The following is a 16,739-nucleotide window of genomic DNA, read 5'->3' as shown; positions in this document are numbered from 1 at the left end:
TAATTTTAAAATTTTAATATTTGTGGTGAAATGATGGTCAAGAAAAAGACAGGAAAATTGCATGTTAGAATTTTCTTTGATGGTAGTTATATAGAGGGTGAGTTTGATATTGATGCAGTCATTTATTTAAAGAATAGTTTATACAAATATATTTGGACTGGAAAAAAGGATGCTATCTTAGTTTGGAATATTGATGAAAAAAAGTTTCTTGTATTAAATCCAGAGAAGATTTGTGGTATTGAAGTTATTGGATCACTGATGTTTGTGGATGATATCCCTGATAAGAAAATAGATGTGAGCAAGTTTAAAGAGTTTGTAGAAGAAAAATAAAGGTGATATTATGAAAAGAGTAAAAACTGGAATTCCTGGAATGGATGAGATATTACATGGAGGTATTCCTGAAAGAAATGTAGTTCTCCTTTCTGGAGGTCCGGGGACTGGGAAGTCTATATTCTGCCAGCAGTTTTTATATAAAGGTGTCACTGAATTTAATGAACCTGCTGTGCTAATAGCCTTAGAAGAACATCCAGTACAAGTTAGAGAGAATATGAAACAGTTTGGATGGGATGTGAAAAAGTTAGAGGAAGAAGGAAAATTTGCTATAATTGATGCCTTTACCTATGGTATAGGTGCTGCAGCTAAGAGGGAGAGATATGTTGTTAATGATCCTACTGATGAAAGAGAATTGATAGATGTTTTAAAACAGGCTATTAATGATATTTCAGCTAAGAGAATAGGGATAGATTCTGTTACAACATTGTATATAAATAAACCAATGATGGCAAGAAGAACAGTTTTTCTATTAAAGAGAGTGATTGCAGGACTAGGCTGCACAGCTATCTTTACATCCCAAATATCTGTTGGAGAAAGAGGTTTTGGAGGACCTGGAGTAGAACATGCTGTTGATGGGATTATTAGATTAGATTTAGATGAAGTTGATGGGGAGCTAAAGAGAAGTTTGATTGTTTGGAAAATGAGAGGAACAAGCCATTCATTAAGAAGACATCCATTTGAAATAACTGATAATGGAATTATAGTTTACCATGATAAGGTTCTCAAACTCAAATAAAAATTTTTTGTGATGGAAATGAAATTTGGTGAAGCTACATTTAATAATGCAAGTGTAATAGCCTCATTAGTTGATGATATAGTTTTTTCTAATGCTCTTTCAAGAGGTAATGGTATTTTAGCTAATTTAAGGCCTAATTTAATTGTTAAACCTCTAACTTTAGTAATTCCAAGAGGTAATTTGAATAACATACAAGAAGAGTTATTTAATGGGGTTATCCAATTTGCTGTAGCAAAAGCTGTTGCTGATATGGATTTAGATGAAAATTTAAAAATATTGGTGACTGTCAATGTCCCTGAAGAGCCATTAACAATGATTAGTAAAAGAAAGCTATTTCATCAATACTATGCTGCTACAAGATTGGCTATAAATAGGGCAATAAATGAATATCCACCTATGGAGAAAGTTAAAAATGAGAAGTTTAGGGCTATACACCCATTAGTAGGTTTTAGAGATGATAGATTGGAAAATCCACCATATCTACAGGTAGCATTGGATGTTCCATCTTTAGAAAATTTAGATATGATATTGGAAACACTACCAAAGAGTGATCACCTTATCTTAGAGGCAGGAACTCCATTAATAAAGAGATTTGGATTAGAGGTTATAGAACATATAAGAGAATATTTTGATGGATTTATTGTTGCTGATTTAAAGACATTAGATACTGGTAGAGTTGAGGTTAGATTAGCTTTTGAATATACTGCAAATGCTGTAGTCATCTCTGCCTTAGCCCCAAAGGCTACAATATTAAAAGCCCTCCATGAATGCCAAAAATGTGGATTGATGAGTTATTTAGACACTTTAAATGTTGATAATATAGAAATGTTATATAATAGCTTAGAAATAAAACCTGATGTTATTGTCCTACATAGGGGAATTGATGAGGAAAGTTTTGGAATAAAAAAGAGTTGGAGTTTTAAAGAGGGTAAATTAGCTATAGCTGGTGGAGTAGGTTTGGAAAATATAGATGAGTTAATTAAGAATTACCATATTCTCATTGTAGGTAGAGCAATAACAAAGTCTAAAGACCCTTCAAGAATGATAAGAGCTTTTTTGAATAAAATGGGGTATGATATTGATACTTACAGGCTTTACTATGATGAAGATGAAGACTTAAATTATAGTTTTAAGTGAAATTATGATAAGAATTAATGATAATGGGTTTATAGAGGAGATAAAGAAAGATGCACTTTTTATCTGTGTTATCTCTTCAATAGAAACTACACTTCATTATCCAATTTCAGGAGTACATAAAGATTTTATAAAATACACTCCTGCTTTGGATGTTGAGCTAGTGTTTTTTGGTAAAACATTAACTTTAAAAACTCCTCCTGTTGACTCCTCTTTCTCCCCCTCTCCAGCAGTAATAACAAGGGCTTGTGTTGAATTAAAAAATATAAAGAATCTTCATATAGATGCAGGAGCCTTTATTAAGCCAAAAATTCCATATATAGAGATAGATAAAAAACCAACAGGAAGAATTGAAGAAGGCAAAGCAATGGAAAATTCTAAGCTTTTGTATAATAAAGCATATAATTTAGCTAATAATTTAGATGCTGAATTATTAATTATAGGAGAATCTGTCCCAGGTGGGACAACAACAGCTTTAGGGGTTCTTTTAGGTTTAGGTTATGATGCAGAGGGGAAGGTTAGCTCAGGATCTATAAATAACCCTCATGAGTTAAAGTTAGAGATAGTTAGAAAAGGTTTAAAAAGGGCTAAATCAAATAATGTCTTTGACATCTTAAATGCTGTTGGAGATAAGATGATGCCTGTTGCTGCAGCCTTAGCAGTTAATTTTTTAAAAAGAAGAAAACCTGTTATATTGGCTGGAGGAACACAAATGGCTGCTGTTTTAGCAGTTATAAAAGAAATTTATAATGATTTGGATAAAATAGCTATAGCAACAACAGAATTTGTTATTAATGATAAAAATTCAGATTTAATAGGTTTGGTGGAGCAGATAGCAGATATTCCCATTTATGCAGCTAAATTTGATTTTGAAAATTCAAGGTTATTGGGGCTAAGAAAATATTGTGAAGGGGCTGTAAAAGAAGGTGTTGGAGCTGGAGGAGTTAGTGTATATAGTATTGCTAACAATTTAAACCCTAAAAGAATTAGGGAGTTTATAGAGAATAATTTTAAAAAATGGTATGGACAATAGATTTTTAGTGATTGTTATGCATAAAGAAGATTTGATGAAATTACATCAATTTTTTGTATATGTTACTAAGGAGCTAACATTAAACAGTCATTTGGATGAAAAATGTAAAGAACTTTTAAGTATTTATGAAAGTTTAGATATTAAGCCTCATCATATACATAGACTGAAAGATGAACAGAAAATAGCTATTTTACTATTAGCATCATGTATAGCTTATCATCTTTCAAAAAATTTAGAAGGGGTTCATAAAAATCTTGCAAAAAAATTGGAAGAAAATGCTTTTAAACATTTAAAAGAATTAAAAAAAGTTAAATAAGTTCATCTAATGAATAAACATTCAACTTACCTTTTCTTATAGCTTCTATAGCTTTAACAGCAGCTTTAGCTCCTGGGATTGTTGTTATATATGGAATATTTAAATCAACTGCCATTCTTCTAATATAATACCCATCAGATCTAGCTTTTCTACCAGATGAAGTGTTTATAATTAAATCTATTTTTCCTTCTTTCATTAATTTTAATATATTATCATCTCTACTTTCAGATATCTTCTTAACTTCTATAGTATCAATTCCATGCTCTCTTAAAACCTTAGTGGTTCCTCTAGTAGCATAAATCTTAAATCCTAATTCATGCAACTTTTTTGCTATATCTATAATCTCTTTCTTGTCCTCATCTCTAACACTTATAAATACATTTCCTATTTTTGGTAACTCCATATTAGCTGAAAGCTGAGCTTTGTAATATGCTAAACCAAAATCTTTATCTATACCAATAGCTTCCCCTGTAGATTTCATTTCAGGTCCTAAAACTGGATCAACACCTGGTAGTTTTTGGAAAGGAAATACAGATTCTTTTACTGACACATATTTTGGTTTAGCTATCCAAACATTTTCTTTAACTTCTTCAACATTATTATAATCTTTTAATAACTCATCTAACTTTTTTCCCATTATAACTTTTGTAGCTAATTTAGCTAATGGAATTCCAACGGATTTACTAACATATGGCACTGTCCTTGAAGCTCTTGGATTAGCTTCTAACACATAAACTTTCCCATTTTTAACAGCATACTGTACATTTAACAATCCTTTTATTTCAAGAGCTCTTGCTAATTTAGCTGTATAATCAATAATTTTATCTATTATCTCATTTGGTAGAGTTTGTGGAGGAATTACACAGGCTGAATCTCCACTATGAACCCCAGCTTCTTCAATATGTTCCATTATAGCCCCAATTAAAACAGATTTTCCATCAGATACTGCATCAACATCTAATTCAATAGCATTTTCTAAAAATTTATCTATCAAAACAGGATGTTCTTCTGAAACCTTAACAGCTTCTTTTATATATCTTTTCAAATCTTCTTCATTATAAACTATTTCCATAGCTCTTCCACCAAGTACATAAGATGGCCTTACAAGGACAGGATACCCTATTCTTCTAGCTATTTCTAATGCCTCTTCTTCTGTAAATGCCGTTCCTCCTTCAGCCTGTGGAATTCCTAAGTCTTTTAGAAGTTTTGAAAACTCTTCCCTATCTTCAGCTTTATTAATATTTTCTGGGTCAGTTCCAAGAACATTTACATTAGCTTTCTTCAGTTTCATAGCTAAATTTATTGCTGTTTGTCCTCCAAATTGGACTATAACTCCTAAAAGTTTTCCTCTCTTACTTTCTAACTCAACAATATTTAAAACATCTTCTAAGGTTATAGGTTCAAAATATAGCTTATCAGATGTATCATAGTCTGTAGATACAGTTTCAGGATTGTTATTTATTATTATAGCCTCTATCCCCATCTCTTTCAATGCCTGAACTGCATGGACAGTTGAATAATCAAACTCTATCCCTTGTCCAATCCTTATAGGGCCTGATCCAAGGATAATAACCTTCTCCCTATCTGATGGAATACTCTCATTCTGTTCATCATAAAAGATTGTTTCATAGGTAGAGTAGTAATATGGAGTTTTTGCTTCAAACTCAGCAGCACAGGTATCAACCATTTTATAAACTGGGATGATATTATATTTTTTTCTCAATTTTCTAACATCTTCTTCAGAAAGATTTAACAAATGTGCTAGTTGTTTATCAGAAAATCCTAATTTTTTAGCTTTTAATAAAATTTCTTTAATTTCCATAATCTTTCACCTTTATACTTTCCAAAAACTTTTTCATATCTACAATATTTTTAATTTTCTTTATAAAGAAAGGATCAATGTTTGTCAGTTCAGCTATTTTTTCAACACTCCATCCTCTATCTAAAGCTTCAGCTATAACAAAAATTCTCTCATCAGTAGGATTTTTTAATATTTCTTCTATCTCCTCATTAGTATAATTCTTTTCTTTGCCATCTCCTATTAATCCAAATCTTCCTATATCTAAACTTCTTATAGCCTTTTGCAAAGCTTCTTCAAAACTTCTACCTATTGCCATAACTTCTCCAGTAGATTTCATACTAGTTCCTAACTTTTTATCTACATCTTTAAATTTATCAAATGGCCATCTTGGGATTTTAACAACAACATAGTCAATAGTAGGCTCAAAACTTGCAGGAGTTTCTTTTGTAATATCATTTAATATCTCATCTAATGTCTTACCAATAGCTATCTTAGCAGCTATTTTTGCTATAGGATATCCTGTAGCTTTACTTGCAAGAGCTGAACTTCTTGATACTCTTGGGTTGACCTCTATAACTTTATATTCACTGTTATCTTTACTAACAGCAAACTGTATATTACATCCACCTTCAACCTTTAACTTTCTTATTATTTTAATAGCAGCATCCCTAAGTGTTTGATAAGTTTCATCTGGTAGTGTTTGAACTGGGGCTACAACTATACTTTCTCCTGTATGTATTCCCATTGGGTCTAAATTTTCCATTCCACAGACAATAATACAAGTATCATTTTTATCTCTCATAACCTCTAATTCAATTTCTTTCCAACCTATAACACTTTCATCTAATAGAACTTGATGAATTGGAGAGTATTTTAATCCCTTCTCAACTATCTCTATTAACTCTTCCCTATTATTAGCTATTCCCCCTCCTGTCCCCCCTAGAGTGAATGCAGGTCTTACTATGATAGGATAACCTATCTTCTCTGCAAATTCTAATGCTTCATCTACAGAGCTAACAGCTTTATGTTTTGGTATTGGCTCATTAATTTCTTCCATAGCTTTTGCAAATAACTCTCTATCTTCAGCCATCTCTATAGTTTTTATATCAGACCCTATCAGTTTTATTCCATATTTGTCTAACACTCCTCTTCTATGTAACTCCAAAGCTAAATTTAAACCAGTTTGTCCTCCCATTGTTGGTAGTATGGCATCAGGTCTCTCTTTTTCTATAATTTTCTCTACAATATCTGGATGTAAAGGTTCTAAATATACTTTATCAGCCATGTCTATATCTGTTTGTATTGTAGCAGGGTTAGAATTTATTAATATTGTATAAACCCCCTCTTCCCTTAAAGCCTTACAAGCTTGAGATCCAGAATAGTCAAACTCTGCAGCTTGTCCTATAACAATAGGTCCTGAACCAAATACCATAACTTTCATCAATTTCACCAATTTATTTAAATATTTGATTATTAATATCCAAAATTTTTTATATTTGGGCCTATGCTAAAATAAGATAATATAAAAAGATTTAAAAAGTTTGTGGGTAAGAGATTAACACATCTAAATGAATGGTAAGAAATTATTAAATACTTAATAAAATAAACTCCAACTTATGAAGATATTAATAATAACTGGAAAATTGGCAGAAAAAAGGGTAAAGGAGGCTGTAAAAAAATATGATTTTATTGATATTCATGTAGCCAACATTTCAGTAGCTGCCTTCTTAACCCCTAACTTAATTATTAAAGAAATAAAGAATTTAGAGAAGAAGTATAATAAAAAGTTAAATCAGATTTATGATTTTGTTTTAGTTACAGGTCTTATTAGACATGATTTAAAAAAAGTAGAGGAAGAAACAGGAATTGCATGCTATAAATCTACAAGGGAAGCTGCGGATATTCCTCTCTTAATTGAAAATTTAGATAAAATAAAACTCTCAACAAAAGATTATGCTGATCTCCAATTAATAGATATTATAAAAGAGAGAGCTGAAAAAGAGATAGAAGCAGTAGAAAAAGAAGAGTTTAATCATATAAAGATTGGAAATTTGAAAGTTGGTGATGATTATCCTATAAGGGTTTTAGGAGAAATTGTTCATGCTCCATGGCTTAAAAAAGAAGAGCTTGAGAAAAAAGTTATGTATTATGTAGAATGTGGAGCTGATATGATAGATTTAGGAATGGTTAGTAATGAAAATAATAAAGATAAGATAAAGGAGATGGTTAGTATTGTTAAGGATATTGAAGATATTCCTGTGTCTATAGACACCATGAATATAGAGGAGTTGAAAGAGGCTATTAATTATGCTGATTTAATTTTAAGTTTAGATAGAGGGAATATTGATACACTAATTCCATATTTAAAAGATTCTGATGTAGCTTCTGTAGTTCTACCCACTGACTACAAAAATAATATAATCCCAAAATCTCCAGATGATAAGATAAAAATTCTTAAAGAAAATATTGAAAAACTTTTATATAACAATATTGGAAAGATCATTGCTGATCCTATTTTAGAGCCTATAAATGAAGGGTTTATTGATAGCTTGATAGCTTATAAAAAATTTAAAGAGTTTTATGATTTTCCGACATTTTTTGGTGCTGGAAATGTTTCAGAGCTTTTAGATGCTGATAGTAATGGAGTTCATGCTCTTTTAACTGCTATAGCATATGAAGTTAGAGCAAACATTATTTTCTCTCCTGAAGCTTCTGCAAAATGTAAATTTTCAATTAAAGAATTAAAAACTGCTTCAAAAATGATGTTTTTAGCTAAAAGAAGGAATTCTTTACCAAAGGATTTAGGAATAGATTTGATAAACTATAAAGATAAGAGATTTGAAGAAGAGATAACATTTAAAAATTACAATATTCCAATAATTGATGCTAAAGAGAATGAAAAAACTATACTTGATGAGGGAAGCTTTAAAATAGAAATTGATAGAGAAAATAAAAAAATTATTGCAATATATTTTAAAAATAATAAGCCAACTTTAATTATAAGAGGGGAAAAAGCCAAAGAAATTTATGATACTATTATAAATCTTAAATTAATAAAGAGATTAGATCATGCATGTTATTTAGGGAGGGAGTTAAGTAAAGCTGAAATAGCTTTAAAAATTGGAAAAAAATATAATCAAGATTTTGAACTATTCTATAATGATTTCTGGAGATGAAAAGATGAGAGTGGGTATAGTTGGTTGTGGGGCTATAGGATGTTTTTTAGTTAGAAAAGCTAAAGAAAAAGTTTTAAAAGCAGATATAGTAGCATTATATGATAGAAACATAGAAAAAGCAGAAAAACTTGCAGAATTGGTTGGAGCTAAAGTTTGTAATAGTTTAGATGAATTAGTTAGTGAGGATTTAGATTTAATAGTTGAAGCAGCTTCAGTTGAGGCAGTTGAAGAGGTTGCAGAAAAGGCATTGAAGAGCAGAAAAGATGTATTAATAATGAGTGTTGGAGCCTTTGCAGATAAAAATGTATTCTTAAAACTAAAAAGATTAGCTAAAGAAAATAATAGAAATATATACATCCCTTCAGGAGCCATTGGAGGGCTTGATATAGTAAAATCATTGAAGTATGGTGAAATTGAAGAGCTTATATTAAAGACTACAAAACACCCAAAAGCTTTAGGTTTAGATATTAATGAAAAAAAGAAAGTATTTGAAGGAGATGTATTTGAAGCTATTAAAAGATTTCCACAGAATATTAATATTTCTGTTACACTCTCATTAGCTTCTAAGAAGGTAGCTAAGGTTATTATTATAGCAGATCCTAATGTTAAAGAGAATATACATGAAATTTTTATAAAAAGCTCTATTGGAGAATGTTATATAAAGATAAATAATGTTCCATTGGAAGAAAATCCAAAAACTTCTGCTTTAGCAGCATATTCTGCTGTTAGGTTAATAAATGAAATTAAGGAGGTAGTGAAAATTGGTTAGGATAGATTTGAAAGAGTTAGATAAGTATGTTAAAGAGTTTAAATGTAAATGTGGGTATACTTTTAGATATGTAGGCTCTTCCATAATATGTCCAAAATGTAAAACACTGTGGGAAAATGTTAAGAAATAAAAAAATAGTTGTTGCTCTTACAGCTTCAATAGCTGCTGTTGAAGCTTTTAGGCTGATAAGAGAGTTAAAAAAATTAGGAGCTGAAGTTTATTGCATAGCCACAAAAGAAACTTTTGATATTATTGGTAGAAAAGCTTTGGAATTTACAGCTGATAAGGTAATGGATGAGATATCTGGAGATGTGGAACATGTGTCTCTCTATAATAATTGTGATCTTCTCATTATATATCCTGCTACAGCTAATATAATTAGTAAAATTAGCTCAAAAATAGCTGACAATATTGTTAATACTACAGCTTTAGTATTTTTAAACCATAAGCCAATAATTATAGCTCCTGCTATGCATATAAACATGTATGAAAATATAAGAGAACATTTAGAGAAGTTAAGCAATTACAACCATGTCTATATCTTACAACCTAGATTTGAAAATGGTAAGGCTAAGATAGCTAAAGTAGATGATGTTATAAAAAAGATCTTTGAAATATTTAATAAAGATAAAAAAAGAGTATTAATTTTAAATGGGGCTACTGCTGAATTTATTGATGATGTAAGGGTGATAACAAACTTATCATCTGGAAAAATGGGAAATGCTTTAGCTGAAGCTTTATTAAAGTATTTTAATGTTGAAATGATTTTAGGTATTGGTGAAAAGCCAAGATGGGTAAAATGTTATAGAGCATTAACATCTGAAGAGATGTTAAATAAAGCTTTAGATCTAGGAAAAGATTTTGATATAATTATTTCTTCTGCAGCAATCTCTGACTTTATCACTGAAAAGTTGGAAGGTAAGGTTAGCTCTGATAATGAGTTAATAATAAAGTTAAAGCCAAATAAAAAGATATTAAAAGAACTAAGAAAAAGATTTAAAGATAAAATTATAATAGGTTTTAAAGCTGAATACAATGTAGATAAAGATGAGCTTATAAGAAGGGCTAAGAGAAGGATGGAAGAGTATGGATTGGATATGATTATAGCTAATGACCTATCAAAATATTATTTTGGCTCTGATGAAACAGAAGTTTATGCGATAACAAAAGATAAAATAGAGTTAATATCTGGAAAAAAAAGAGAAGTTGCTGAAAAATTAGCAGAGATCATAAATGTGATCACAAATGGAAGCTGTAAAAGTTAAGAATTTAGTTAAAAAATATGGAAAAAAAGTAGCTTTAGATAATGTATCTTTTAGTGTTAAAAAAGGAGAGATATTTGGAATTGTTGGTAGAAGTGGTGCAGGAAAAACAACACTAATAAAAATTTTAAGAGGAGTTTTAGACTATGATAAGGGAGAAATTGAAATATTAGGGAGAAAAGATAATTTTAGGGAAATAACAGCTATTCATTTACAAAGAAACTTTGCTCTTTGGGCAGAACCTGTTATTAATAATGTTATTAGGAAACTCTATGCTATAAAAAACAGTGCTGATGAATCCCTACCTATGGAAGAAGAGTGGGAAGAGTATGAGAGAGAAGCTTTAGAAATTTTAAAACTTGTTGGTTTGGAGCATAAAAAAGAGGCTTTTGCTAACATTTTAAGTGGTGGGGAGAAGCAGAGGTTAATATTGGCAAGACAGATAGCTAAATTATATCTTAAAAAAGAAGGTGTTTTATTATTAGATGAGCCTGCTACAATGGCATGTCCTGCTTCTAAGCAGATGTTATTAGATGCTATTAAAAATATAAGGGAAAAGTTAAATATAACAGTAATTTTAACCTCACATCTGCCAGAGATTCATAAATATTTATGTGATAGATGTCTTTTATTGGAAGAAGGTAAAGTTAAGATGATAGATGAACCAGAAACTGTTTTAGAGGAATTCTTAAAAGATATGAAGAAACCATATATTAGGAAACCTAACATAAAAGAGAGGAATATAATAGAGGTAAGAAATGTTTATAAGAGATATTTTGTTGTTCATGGTGGTGAAACATTAAATTTGAAAGATGTATCCTTTGATGTAAAGGAAGGAGAAATAGTTTCAATAATTGGCCCTAGTGGAGTAGGAAAAACAGTTATGATAAGGTTATTGGCAGGATTAGAAATGCCAAATAAGGGTAAGATAATAGTTGATGGAGTAGATATGACAAATTATGGATGGGAAAGGGTAGAGTTAAGAAAAAGGATTGGAGTTATGCATCAAGAATTTTCTTTACCATACTATCAGACAGTAGAGAACCTTTTAAAATATAGGTTAGGTGTGAAGGGAGAAAAAGCTATAGCTCATGCTAAAGAGAAAGCTAAAGAGTTGAATCTTTCTGAGAAGATTGTAGATGCTATTTATCAACTTATTGATCTTCCTGAGCCAGAAAAAAAGGCTAAGTTAGAGAAATTAGGGTTAAGTGAAGATATCATCTATTTATTATTCCCCCCAATAGTTGAAGATTTCAACCCAAAAGAGATATTGGAAGCATTAGATTTAAAAGAAGATATTTTAAAAAAGAAAGTTTCTGAACTTAGTGGCGGAGAAAAAGTTAGAGTAGCTATGGCATTACAGTTAATAACAAAACCTAAGATATTGTTTTTAGATGAACCTTTTGGAGATTTAGATCCAATAACATTAAGAGATGTAGCTAACTATTTGAAGAAGATAAATGAGAAGTTTGGAACAACAATAGTCCTTGTTTCACACCATGTTGATTTTATAAAGGAGATTAGTGATAGAGCTATACTTTTAGATAAAGATAAGATAGTTATGAATGGAGATCCAAAGGAGGTTTGTGATGAATTTATAAAAAGAAGTGAGGCAAAATTTTTAAAATAATTTTTTAATCTTAGCTATAAAAAAAGGTTCATCTGGGGGAAAAACTCTTAATGTTCCTCTTATATACCCTTCTTTAATGTTTATTCCCTTAAATTTTGGTTTAAGTTTTATTAATTTTATATCTTCTCTTTTATTTAATATATAGCTTATAACATCTTCATTCTCCTCTTTCTCCATTGAACATGTTGAATAAACCAAATAACCACCTTTTTTTAACAAATCTAAACCTATGTTTAAAAGTTCTTTTTGCCTGATTGAGCAATATAATATATCCTTTTTGGAAACATTCCTATTTTTGTCTTTTATAAAATTTCCAGAACATGGAGCATCTAATAAAATTTTATCAAAAAATATATTATTTTCTAATAAATAATTCTTATATTCTCTCATATCAGCATTTATTACTATTGTATTTAAAACCCCCAATCTATTTATATTAGATTTTAAAGCTTTTATTCTTTCTCTACTAATCTCAACAGCAACTATAACTCCTTGATTTTCCATAATTTGTGCCATATGTGTTGTTTTTCCTCCTGGGGCAGAGCACATATCAAGTGCAAAATCTCTTTTTTTAGGATTTAAAATTATTGGAGGAATCATTGATGAGAGGGATTGTAAATAGTAGTAGCCAAATAGATATTCTGGAGTAGCTCCAATAGAAAATGGAGATTTTTTTACTTTAAAAGCATAATCTAAAAATGTTTCTTCTAAAATAACCCCTTTTTTTTCTAACCTCTCTTTAACTTCTTCTGGAGAGATTTTTAGAGTATTAACTCTTATCACTCTATCAACCTTAAATATAGATAGGATAGTAAGGGTGCAAAGATAATAATTATAATATATCCTAATATATCATGCCATATAGTACGATAACCCAGATTTAAAAAATATGAGATTAATAGAATTCTTAATATATTAACTAAATATGCTAAAATTGTTATAAATATACCAATAATAAAGTCTCTTATCCTCTTTGAGAGTGCAAATGTCAAAGCTAAAAATCCTGATGTTAAAAAATATCCTGTGCATTCTTTTACTATTTCAATATTTACATTTGGTAAAATTATAATATTTTTTGAAACTTTAGCAGGAAAGATAAATGAAAGAAAAAATATGACAATTTTACTGTTATTCCTATAAGATAATCTCCAAAGTAATTAAAGATCAAGAAGAAAATGATATAAAATAAATAAAATTTAACTAATATCCTTATCATTTAATCACTATCCTTATATTTATCCTTATAGTAGGCATTTGCTATAGCATGAGCTAAGAAAGGTGCAAGTATTAGATAAACTATTGCTAAAAGTATCTTTCCAAGAGCTATAAATATTATGAAACAGGCACAATCTATAACTCCAAGTATATGTATCCTTGCATATATAATATTCTTTCTATCCCTCTCTATCCATAACCTATATGATGCTATTAGAATCCCTAAAGAAGATATAAAAATGAGGATATCTTTAATTAACTCAATCATAATCTCACCAAATTTATAATGATTGATAATGATAAATTTTATTTATATGTTTTGGTGATGACATGTTTATAGTTTTTGAAGGTATAGATGGTTCAGGAAAGACTACACAAGCTAAGTTGTTAGCTGAAAAGTTAAAAGCTTTCTTTACATATGAACCTACTGATGGAGATGTAGGAAAATTAATAAGAGCTATTTTAAGAGAGAAAAGAGATGTGGATAATAGAACTTTAGCATTATTATTTGCTGCTGATAGGATAGAGCATAATAAGATTATTAAAAAAGAGTTGAAGAAGAGAGATGTTGTGTGTGATAGATATTTTTATAGCTCATTAGCTTACCAATCTGTTTCAGGTGTTGATGAAGATTTTATAAAGAATATAAATAGATATATAATAGAGCCAGATATTACTTTTCTTTTGATTATTGACATTGAGAAAGCTTTAGAGAGAAAAAATAAAGATATGTTTGAAAATAAAGATTTTTTAGAGAAAGTCCAAAACAAGTATTTGGAACTTGCTAAAGAGTATAATTTTATAGTGATTGATGCTAATAGAGATGTGGAGGAGATACATAGAGATATTTTAAAGCACCTTTCCAAACACCTTCCATAAATAGTTTAAAACAATGTCAGGATATATCCCAATTATGATACATAGAGCTACTAAAACAGTTAAGCTAAATACGGCTAATTTTGGACATTTAAAATCTTTTAACTCTTCAACATTGTTTGGTTTTAAAAAGATTAGATAAAAGGCTTTCATCATTGAAACAAAAGTTCCTATACTTACAATAATCATTATTATAGCTATTTCTGGATAGTTAGCTTGCATAGCAGCTTGGGCTAAGAGAAGCTTACTTTGATAACCATTAAATGGAGGAACTCCTGATATTGCTAATTTAGCACAAAGTATTAAGAAGGCAATAAATGGCATTACTGATATTAAACCTCCTAATTTATACAAATTACTACCTTTTTTATGACTAACAATATAAGCTCCTAAGAATAGAGCTGATTTATAGATAACATGATTTATAGCATGAAACACCCCTGCTACTATACCCAAAGGGGTTCCAATGGCAATACCTGTTGCTACATAACCACCTTGGCTAATAGCATGATAAGCTAGTAATCTCTTATAATCTTTCTGCAATAATGCCATAACTACACCAAATACCATAGCAAAAACTCCTAAAGCTATGAGAATTGCATGAGTGTTTTCAAATATTGATAAGCCATTAAATAGTTTTAGCATAACTAATAGAATTCCTACAAGTATAAACTTTGAATATGTTTGTAATATAGCTGATATAAATCCTTTTGCTCTTCCATAAAGATCTGCTTTTATATTATGGAATGGAGGAAGTCCTGCACCATATGCTAATCCAACAGTTAATAAGAGCATAGCCATATAAATTGTTATATTTTCTGGTAGTAGGGATTTCATATCTGTTATATTTAATGTTCCTGTATTAGCTAAAAGTATCCCAATACCTAATAACATCAATGCTCCTGCAGCATTTCCTATTATCAAATATCTTAATGCAGCCTTATATGCATTTTCAGTTCCAGAGAGAATAGTTAAACCTGATTGAACAATTGAAATTATCTCAAAAAAGACATAAAGGTTAAAGAGATCATCAGATAGTATAATGGCTGATACAGAGGCAAACCCCATTAATGTTAATGTAACAAACATGCTATTTTTTTGCTTTTCACTCATTCCTGCTATTAAAATTAGAGAGGCTACTATTGCAAGTGTAATAATAATGATTTTCTTAGCTGGATTGTAGAGATAGGCTATCCCAGACACAAGTCCATCAATAACCCCATGTCCTCCAAAGTAGTAGTAGCCATAGTTAGCTAAGAAGGGCAAGATTATTAAAGAAATGGCTATAATGTAAGTTAGATATTCAATAACTTTATCTTTCCCATGTAATATGTTCATTATAATAGCCATTATTAATGGAAATACCACAATTAGAGGTAGTAGCTCCATCTTATCAATCCTCTTTTAATATAACTGAACCTTTTAGTGTTTTATATTTCTTATAAAGAATTATGGCAATTCCTAACATAACAGCCAACATTGAAGCTTCAATAACAATGTTTGTTAAAACCAGTGCATGAGTTAGAGGATAGGCAGAATTTTTTATAAAAAATTCATTAGAGATGCCTGGAAGTTTTATTGGAATAATTTTATTATATCCAATAGCTATTAAAAATAGATTAACACCATTGCCTAAAAATTCTAAAGCTATGATTTTTTTTAAAACATTATCAATGAAAAAAACCCCATAAAGGCCAATAATTACCAACAATCCAGAAACTATAAATGATGCTATTTGTAGATCCATACCTATCACAAATCTATCATTATTTATAATGATAGATTTAAGGTTTTAGTATATATAATTTATTAGTAAAATAGAAGTTCTTCAATTAGCCACAACTCATTTTTATGTTTGTTATATAACTTTAATAACTCCTCTATTGTATCTTCATCATCTCTCTTTAATATCTCATTTATTATAAGTTCTAAAGCTTCTAAGTAATGTTCTTCATAATAGTAGATGTCATAATCTAACATTGCTTTTATTATTTTTAATAGTTCTTTATTAGATAGATTTTTAACATTATTTCTTAAAAAAGATAAAAAAGTGTATATAGCTTTTTTATCATAGTTTATTAGTTTTATTAACTTTAAAGCTTTATCTCCTAAACTTTCTTTCTCTAAAAAGGTTTCCCATAAGTAGTTATTTACAACAATATTCTTTAATATATTAATAATCTCCTCTTTATCTCTCTTTTTTAATTCATTAAAGAGGCTATCTCCATCTACATAATCATTATTTTTATATGCTAAGATTAAAGCATATGCATGCTTACAGTTATATCTGTATGGACATGAACAGACACCCTCTAATGTTTTTAAATCAACTTCAACATTATATATATCCGACCCTACAACCTTCCCATAAAGCTTATTTCCTAATTTGATACAGTACTTAACCAATCCATTTATATAATAATTTTTACCTCTCTCTTTTATTCTCTCATCATACATA

At 29.6% G+C, this 16,739-nt stretch carries 19 protein-coding genes; 11 read left to right on the top strand and 8 right to left on the bottom strand.

The annotated features are described in order from the left end of the window. The first annotated feature begins 33 nt into the window (after positions 1-33). Genes METVI_RS0103595 through METVI_RS0103575 form a run of 5 tightly spaced genes read left to right on the top strand, consistent with a single transcriptional unit; the run spans position 34 to position 3,552 of the window. Positions 34-330 (top strand): hypothetical protein, encoded by a 297-nt coding sequence (locus tag METVI_RS0103595; RefSeq protein WP_004593906.1) that lies wholly within the window; start codon positions 34-36, stop codon positions 328-330. Positions 331-340: 10 nt separating this feature from the next. Continuing rightward, positions 341-1,069, top strand: coding sequence for a KaiC domain-containing protein (locus METVI_RS0103590; RefSeq protein ID WP_004593908.1), 729 nt, complete (start codon positions 341-343; stop codon positions 1,067-1,069). 18 nt (positions 1,070-1,087) lie between these two features. Then, positions 1,088-2,206: a bifunctional 5,6,7,8-tetrahydromethanopterin hydro-lyase/3-hexulose-6-phosphate synthase gene (locus METVI_RS0103585; protein ID WP_004593910.1), complete on the top strand. Its 1,119-nt coding sequence runs from the start codon at positions 1,088-1,090 to the stop codon at positions 2,204-2,206. A gap of 4 nt (positions 2,207-2,210) precedes the next feature. Continuing rightward, positions 2,211-3,236: a nicotinate mononucleotide-dependent phosphoribosyltransferase CobT gene (gene cobT / locus METVI_RS0103580; protein ID WP_004593912.1), complete on the top strand. Its 1,026-nt coding sequence runs from the start codon at positions 2,211-2,213 to the stop codon at positions 3,234-3,236. Between the two features lie 16 nt (positions 3,237-3,252). Then, positions 3,253-3,552: a UPF0058 family protein gene (locus METVI_RS0103575; RefSeq protein ID WP_004593914.1), complete on the top strand. Its 300-nt coding sequence runs from the start codon at positions 3,253-3,255 to the stop codon at positions 3,550-3,552. On the opposite strand, the gene carB (METVI_RS07395) is transcribed toward METVI_RS0103575, so the two are convergent. Together carB (METVI_RS07395) and carB (METVI_RS07390) are read right to left on the bottom strand one after the other, a co-directional pair. Further along, complete coding sequence (carB, locus tag METVI_RS07395; protein ID WP_017981039.1) at positions 3,545-5,374, bottom strand: carbamoyl-phosphate synthase large subunit; 1,830 nt, start codon at positions 5,372-5,374, stop codon at positions 3,545-3,547. The two genes, METVI_RS0103575 and carB (METVI_RS07395), sit on opposite strands and share 8 nt — an antisense overlap. After that, positions 5,364-6,794: a carbamoyl-phosphate synthase large subunit gene (gene carB, locus METVI_RS07390; protein ID WP_004593916.1), complete on the bottom strand. Its 1,431-nt coding sequence runs from the start codon at positions 6,792-6,794 to the stop codon at positions 5,364-5,366. The genes carB (METVI_RS07395) and carB (METVI_RS07390) overlap by 11 nt, the downstream gene beginning before the upstream one ends. A gap of 175 nt (positions 6,795-6,969) precedes the next feature. On the opposite strand from carB (METVI_RS07390), the gene METVI_RS0103565 reads away from it, so the two are divergent. The 5 genes from METVI_RS0103565 to METVI_RS0103545 are packed head-to-tail and all read left to right on the top strand — an operon-like array spanning position 6,970 to position 12,190. Continuing rightward, positions 6,970-8,529, top strand: coding sequence for a dihydropteroate synthase-like protein (locus tag METVI_RS0103565; RefSeq protein WP_017981038.1), 1,560 nt, complete (start codon positions 6,970-6,972; stop codon positions 8,527-8,529). Continuing rightward, positions 8,513-9,298 (top strand): aspartate dehydrogenase, encoded by a 786-nt coding sequence (locus tag METVI_RS0103560; RefSeq protein ID WP_394296185.1) that lies wholly within the window; start codon positions 8,513-8,515, stop codon positions 9,296-9,298. Before METVI_RS0103565 ends, METVI_RS0103560 begins: the two co-directional genes overlap by 17 nt. Further along, on the top strand, positions 9,291-9,428 hold the full coding sequence (locus METVI_RS07330) for a hypothetical protein (RefSeq protein WP_004589756.1): 138 nt from the start codon (positions 9,291-9,293) through the stop codon (positions 9,426-9,428). Before METVI_RS0103560 ends, METVI_RS07330 begins: the two co-directional genes overlap by 8 nt. Continuing rightward, positions 9,415-10,563: a bifunctional phosphopantothenoylcysteine decarboxylase/phosphopantothenate--cysteine ligase CoaBC gene (gene coaBC / locus METVI_RS0103550; protein ID WP_004589757.1), complete on the top strand. Its 1,149-nt coding sequence runs from the start codon at positions 9,415-9,417 to the stop codon at positions 10,561-10,563. Before METVI_RS07330 ends, coaBC begins: the two co-directional genes overlap by 14 nt. Next, complete coding sequence (locus METVI_RS0103545; RefSeq protein ID WP_004589758.1) at positions 10,544-12,190, top strand: ATP-binding cassette domain-containing protein; 1,647 nt, start codon at positions 10,544-10,546, stop codon at positions 12,188-12,190. The genes coaBC and METVI_RS0103545 overlap by 20 nt, the downstream gene beginning before the upstream one ends. On the opposite strand, the gene METVI_RS0103540 is transcribed toward METVI_RS0103545, so the two are convergent. From METVI_RS0103540 to METVI_RS0103535, 3 genes are all read right to left on the bottom strand, one after another. Then, positions 12,182-12,973: an NOL1/NOP2/sun family putative RNA methylase gene (locus METVI_RS0103540; protein ID WP_004589759.1), complete on the bottom strand. Its 792-nt coding sequence runs from the start codon at positions 12,971-12,973 to the stop codon at positions 12,182-12,184. The genes METVI_RS0103545 and METVI_RS0103540 overlap by 9 nt on opposite strands. After that, complete coding sequence (gene artE / locus METVI_RS07425; RefSeq protein ID WP_394296184.1) at positions 12,970-13,257, bottom strand: archaeosortase family protein ArtE; 288 nt, start codon at positions 13,255-13,257, stop codon at positions 12,970-12,972. Before artE ends, METVI_RS0103540 begins: the two co-directional genes overlap by 4 nt. 149 nt (positions 13,258-13,406) lie before the next feature. Continuing rightward, positions 13,407-13,673, bottom strand: a complete 267-nt coding sequence (locus METVI_RS0103535) for a monovalent cation/H+ antiporter subunit G (protein ID WP_004589760.1) — start codon at positions 13,671-13,673, stop codon at positions 13,407-13,409. A 62-nt stretch (positions 13,674-13,735) separates the two neighbouring features. On the opposite strand from METVI_RS0103535, the gene tmk reads away from it, so the two are divergent. Further along, positions 13,736-14,284: a dTMP kinase gene (gene tmk / locus METVI_RS0103530; RefSeq protein WP_004589761.1), complete on the top strand. Its 549-nt coding sequence runs from the start codon at positions 13,736-13,738 to the stop codon at positions 14,282-14,284. On the opposite strand, the gene ehbF is transcribed toward tmk, so the two are convergent. The 3 genes from ehbF to METVI_RS0103515 all read right to left on the bottom strand — a co-directional run bounded on the left by ehbF (position 14,255) and on the right by METVI_RS0103515 (position 16,738). Beyond that, the gene (gene ehbF / locus METVI_RS0103525; RefSeq protein WP_004589762.1) at positions 14,255-15,670 is read right to left on the bottom strand and encodes an energy conserving hydrogenase EhbF; all 1,416 of its coding nucleotides are present in this window, start codon (positions 15,668-15,670) and stop codon (positions 14,255-14,257) included. The genes tmk and ehbF overlap by 30 nt on opposite strands. Before the next feature lie 4 nt (positions 15,671-15,674). Then, a complete protein-coding gene (locus METVI_RS0103520; protein WP_004589763.1) occupies positions 15,675-16,028 on the bottom strand; it encodes a cation:proton antiporter subunit C in 354 nt (117 codons plus the stop codon). 62 nt (positions 16,029-16,090) lie between these two features. Further along, positions 16,091-16,738: an SWIM zinc finger family protein gene (locus tag METVI_RS0103515; RefSeq protein ID WP_004589764.1), complete on the bottom strand. Its 648-nt coding sequence runs from the start codon at positions 16,736-16,738 to the stop codon at positions 16,091-16,093. Position 16,739 lies beyond the last annotated feature (1 nt).

It is taken from the genome of Methanocaldococcus villosus KIN24-T80 (assembly GCF_000371805.1).
Lineage (GTDB): Archaea > AGJL01 > Methanococci > Methanococcales > Methanocaldococcaceae > Methanocaldococcus > Methanocaldococcus villosus.
This window is presented reverse-complemented; position numbering and strand designations above follow the sequence as displayed.